The 5,645-nt window shown below is 55.0% G+C and carries 2 tRNA genes and 3 rRNA genes; all 5 read left to right on the top strand.

What is annotated here, in order from left to right:
* Positions 1-305: 305 nt before the first annotated feature.
* Positions 306-1,852, top strand: a 16S ribosomal RNA gene (locus ACFQZQ_RS14775).
* Between the two features lie 117 nt (positions 1,853-1,969).
* A tRNA-Ala gene (locus ACFQZQ_RS14770) sits at positions 1,970-2,045 on the top strand.
* A 68-nt stretch (positions 2,046-2,113) separates the two neighbouring features.
* Positions 2,114-2,190 (top strand) — tRNA-Ile (locus tag ACFQZQ_RS14765).
* Positions 2,191-2,430: 240 nt separating this feature from the next.
* Positions 2,431-5,311 (top strand): 23S ribosomal RNA (locus ACFQZQ_RS14760).
* A gap of 174 nt (positions 5,312-5,485) precedes the next feature.
* A 5S ribosomal RNA gene (rrf, locus tag ACFQZQ_RS14755) occupies positions 5,486-5,600 on the top strand.
* The 16S, 23S and 5S rRNA genes sit together here with 2 tRNA genes alongside, the layout of an rRNA operon.
* Positions 5,601-5,645: the final 45 nt, after the last annotated feature.

The raw sequence follows: 5,645 nt of genomic DNA, 5'->3' as shown, positions 1-5,645 counted from the left end.
GGCGGGAAGCGGCAGAAAAAGATTTCACAAGGTGTTGACGGACGTGGAATCTGCTGTAAGATGTGCGGCTCACTTGATCACTTCGGTGGCAAGTACGAAACGCGGCGCTGAGGCCGGTTTCGAGGATCTTTGACAGTGTGCGCAGGTGACTTGTGCGGGCGTCTGGCCGGTGGGTGTTAGTCCATCAGCAGACGTTCGACACAGAGTCTCAATGAATCAAGAAAGCATGCAAATGCAAGTAATCGAGTAATTGGGGCCTGGATAGACGACTGCACTCAAAGCTTTGGACTTCGGTCCGAAAAACTTAAGTGAAGAGTTTGATCCTGGCTCAGAGTGAACGCTGGCGGCAGGCCTAACACATGCAAGTCGAACGGCAGCACAGTAAGAGCTTGCTCTTATGGGTGGCGAGTGGCGGACGGGTGAGGAATACGTCGGAATCTGCCTATTTGTGGGGGATAACGTAGGGAAACTTACGCTAATACCGCATACGACCTACGGGTGAAAGCGGAGGACCTTCGGGCTTCGCGCAGATAGATGAGCCGACGTCGGATTAGCTAGTTGGCGGGGTAAAGGCCCACCAAGGCGACGATCCGTAGCTGGTCTGAGAGGATGATCAGCCACACTGGAACTGAGACACGGTCCAGACTCCTACGGGAGGCAGCAGTGGGGAATATTGGACAATGGGCGCAAGCCTGATCCAGCCATGCCGCGTGTGTGAAGAAGGCCTTCGGGTTGTAAAGCACTTTTGTCCGGAAAGAAAAGCACTCGGTTAATACCCGGGTGTCATGACGGTACCGGAAGAATAAGCACCGGCTAACTTCGTGCCAGCAGCCGCGGTAATACGAAGGGTGCAAGCGTTACTCGGAATTACTGGGCGTAAAGCGTGCGTAGGTGGTTTGTTAAGTCTGATGTGAAAGCCCTGGGCTCAACCTGGGAATGGCATTGGATACTGGCAATCTAGAGTGCGGTAGAGGGGTGTGGAATTCCCGGTGTAGCAGTGAAATGCGTAGATATCGGGAGGAACATCTGTGGCGAAGGCGACACCCTGGACCAGCACTGACACTGAGGCACGAAAGCGTGGGGAGCAAACAGGATTAGATACCCTGGTAGTCCACGCCCTAAACGATGCGAACTGGATGTTGGGAGCAACTAGGCTCTCAGTATCGAAGCTAACGCGTTAAGTTCGCCGCCTGGGAAGTACGGTCGCAAGACTGAAACTCAAAGGAATTGACGGGGGCCCGCACAAGCGGTGGAGTATGTGGTTTAATTCGATGCAACGCGAAGAACCTTACCTGGCCTTGACATGTCGCGAATCCTTGAGAGATCGAGGAGTGCCTTCGGGAACGCGAACACAGGTGCTGCATGGCTGTCGTCAGCTCGTGTCGTGAGATGTTGGGTTAAGTCCCGCAACGAGCGCAACCCTTGTCCTTAGTTGCCAGCACGTAATGGTGGGAACTCTAAGGAGACCGCCGGTGACAAACCGGAGGAAGGTGGGGATGACGTCAAGTCATCATGGCCCTTACGGCCAGGGCTACACACGTACTACAATGGTAGGGACAGAGGGTCGCAAACTCGCGAGAGCCAGCCAATCCCAGAAACCCTATCTCAGTCCGGATCGGAGTCTGCAACTCGACTCCGTGAAGTCGGAATCGCTAGTAATCGCAGATCAGCATTGCTGCGGTGAATACGTTCCCGGGCCTTGTACACACCGCCCGTCACACCATGGGAGTTTGTTGCACCAGAAGCAGGTAGCTTAACCTTCGGGAGGGCGCTTGCCACGGTGTGGCAGATGACTGGGGTGAAGTCGTAACAAGGTAGCCGTATCGGAAGGTGCGGCTGGATCACCTCCTTTAGAGATGTAAACAAGATGGGCAGCATTGCCTGTCAGGCGTCCGCACAAGTGACCTGCATTCAGAGTTCCCGGCCCCGTCCGCAAGGGTGGCGTGCCGCGGGAGCGTCCCGTTTTATTGGGGCTTTAGCTCAGCTGGGAGAGCACCTGCTTTGCAAGCAGGGGGTCGTCGGTTCGATCCCGACAAGCTCCACCACTTGGCTTTATGCGAGTCCCTCGCAAGAGCCCGCACGTGATTGTGCGGACTTTTCCAGGAAAAGCATTGGGTCTGTAGCTCAGGTGGTTAGAGCGCGCCCCTGATAAGGGCGAGGCCGGTGGTTCGAGTCCTCCCAGACCCACCACTCCCAGGCAGTGACTGCCGAACTTCTGAATGATCTGCGCACACACACAAGATTTGAAGCGATCAGGCGCTGAAGCCTGTGTCGCGTTCTTTGAAAACTGGGACGTAGCGAGCGTTTTGAGACGGAATGTCCATGACGTGTCGTAGAGGCTAAGGCGGGGCCCTCGAGGCCCTAGATTTGAAGTTGTGTAATCGTTGTATTCGCGACGATGTGTAAGCCCGAGGCGACTTGGGGTTATATGGTCAAGCGAATAAGCGCACACGGTGGATGCCTTGGCGGTCAGAGGCGATGAAGGACGTGGCAGCCTGCGAAAAGCGTGGGGGAGCTGGCAACAAGCATTGATCCCGCGATGTCCGAATGGGGAAACCCACTGCGCAAGCAGTATTGCATGGTGAATACATAGCCATGCAAGGCAAACCCGGGGAACTGAAATATCTAAGTACCCGGAGGAAAAGAAATCAACCGAGATTCCCTAAGTAGTGACGAGCGAACGGGGAGCAGCCCTTAAGTCGGTTGAGGTTTAGCAAAACGAGTTGGAAAGCTCGGCCATAGACGGTGACAGCCCGGTATGCGAAAGACCTCTTCCGATGAAATCGAGTAGGGCGGGGCACGAGAAACCCTGTCTGAACATGGGGGGACCATCCTCCAAGGCTAAATACTCCTGACCGACCGATAGTGAACCAGTACCGTGAGGGAAAGGCGAAAAGAACCCTGGTGAAGGGAGTGAAATAGACCCTGAAACCGTGTGCGTACAAGCAGTAGGAGCTCCTTCGTGGAGTGACTGCGTACCTTTTGTATAATGGGTCAGCGACTTATTGTTCGTGGCAAGCTTAACCGTATAGGGGAGGCGAAGGGAAACCGAGTCTGATAAGGGCGCATAGTCGCGGGCAATAGACCCGAAACCGGGTGATCTAGTCATGCCCAGGGTGAAGGTCAGGTAACACTGACTGGAGGCCCGAACCCACTCCCGTTGCAAAGGTAGGGGATGAGGTGTGATTAGGAGTGAAAAGCTAATCGAACCCGGAGATAGCTGGTTCTCCTCGAAAGCTATTTAGGTAGCGCCTCGGACGAATACTGCTGGGGGTAGAGCACTGTTATGGCTAGGGGGTCATTGCGACTTACCAAACCATGGCAAACTCCGAATACCAGCACGTACTATCCGGGAGACACACGGCGGGTGCTAACGTCCGTCGTGAAAAGGGAAACAACCCAGACCCACAGCTAAGGTCCCAAATTTATCGCTAAGTGGTGAACGATGTGGAAAGGCACAGACAGCCAGGAGGTTGGCTTAGAAGCAGCCACCCTTTAAAGAAAGCGTAATAGCTCACTGGTCGAGTCGGTCTGCGCGGAAGATTTAACGGGGCTAAGCGATGAACCGAAGCTTGGGGTGCATACTTTGTATGCGCGGTAGAGGAGCGTTCCGTACGCCGTTGAAGGTGGATTGAGAAGTCTGCTGGAGGTATCGGAAGTGCGAATGCTGACATGAGTAACGATAATGCGGGTGAAAAACCCGCACGCCGAAAGCCCAAGGTTTCCTTGCGCAACGTTAATCGACGCAGGGTGAGTCGGCCCCTAAGGCGAGGCAGAAATGCGTAGTCGATGGGAAGCTGGTTAATATTCCAGCACCTCGCGTAAGTGCGATGGAGGGACGGAGAAGGTTAGGTGTACCGGGCGTTGGTTGTCCCGGGGAAAGCAGGTAGGTGGATCCCTTAGGCAAATCCGGGGGGTCTTAACACCGAGCAGCGAGACGAGTCCTTTGGGACGAAGTCACCGATACCACGCTTCCAGGAAAAGCTCCTAAGCTTCAGCTTACGCAGACCGTACCGTAAACCGACACAGGTGGGCAGGATGAGAATTCTAAGGCGCTTGAGAGAACTCGGGTGAAGGAACTAGGCAACATGGCACCGTAACTTCGGGAGAAGGTGCACCCCCCTTGGTGGCCCATGCGGGCTATAGCTGAGAGGGGTCGCAGTGACCAGGCCGCTGCGACTGTTTATCAAAAACACAGCACTCTGCAAACACGAAAGTGGACGTATAGGGTGTGACGCCTGCCCGGTGCTGGAAGGTTAATTGATGGGGTCAGCCGCAAGGTGAAGCTCTTGATCGAAGCCCCAGTAAACGGCGGCCGTAACTATAACGGTCCTAAGGTAGCGAAATTCCTTGTCGGGTAAGTTCCGACCTGCACGAATGGCGTAACGACAGCGGCGCTGTCTCCACCCGAGACTCAGTGAAATTGAAATCGCTGTGAAGATGCAGCGTTCCCGTGGCAAGACGGAAAGACCCCGTGAACCTTTACTATAGCTTTACACTGAACGTTGAGTTCGTCTGTGTAGGATAGGTGGGAGGCTATGAAACCCTGGCGCTAGCTGGGGTGGAGCCATCCTTGAAATACCACCCTGTCGTGCTTGACGTTCTAACCTAGGTCCGTTATCCGGATCGGGGACCGTGTATGGTGGGTAGTTTGACTGGGGCGGTCTCCTCCCAAAGTGTAACGGAGGAGCACGAAGGTACGCTCAGCGCGGTCGGACATCGCGCACTGTGTGCAAAGGCATAAGCGTGCTTGACTGCAAGATCGACGGATCAAGCAGGTACGAAAGTAGGTCTTAGTGATCCGGTGGTTCTGTATGGAAGGGCCATCGCTCAACGGATAAAAGGTACTCCGGGGATAACAGGCTGATACCGCCCAAGAGTTCATATCGACGGCGGTGTTTGGCACCTCGATGTCGGCTCATCACATCCTGGGGCTGTAGTCGGTCCCAAGGGTATGGCTGTTCGCCATTTAAAGTGGTACGCGAGCTGGGTTCAGAACGTCGTGAGACAGTTCGGTCCCTATCTGCCATGGGCGTTGGAGATTTGAGAGGGGCTGCTCCTAGTACGAGAGGACCGGAGTGGACGAACCTCTGGTGTTCCGGTTGTCACGCCAGTGGCATTGCCGGGTAGCTATGTTCGGAAGCGATAACCGCTGAAAGCATCTAAGCGGGAAGCGCGCCTCAAGATGAGATCTCCCGGGACTTTAAGTCCCCTAAAGGAACCATCAAGACTAGGTGGTTGATAGGCAGGGTGTGTAAGTGCAGCAATGCATTGAGCTAACCTGTACTAATGATCCGTGTGGCTTGACCATATAACCTCAAGTGGCCTTATCCTCGACAACACGTCGACGGCATTTCGACCCAAACTTCGCTACGTCCCACCTTATTCGCCGACGGCAGGCCCGCTATGGGTTTGTTCCGAAGCAACCCAACGAGAGCGTGCGCGCAATCTCAATCCACCGAGACCTGCGACCCTCCACCCTCTCCCTGGTGACAATAGCTGTGTGGAACCACCCGATCCCTTCCCGAACTCGGAAGTGAAACGCACACGCGCCGATGGTAGTGTGGCTTAAGCCATGCAAGAGTAGGTCATCGCCAGGGGCTTTATCCCCGAAACCCCAGCCCACCAGGCTGGGGTTTCTTTTT

The sequence above is a fragment of the Lysobacter koreensis genome (genome assembly GCF_042677045.1).
Taxonomy (GTDB): domain Bacteria; phylum Pseudomonadota; class Gammaproteobacteria; order Xanthomonadales; family Xanthomonadaceae; genus Lysobacter_K; species Lysobacter_K koreensis.
This window is presented reverse-complemented; position numbering and strand designations above follow the sequence as displayed.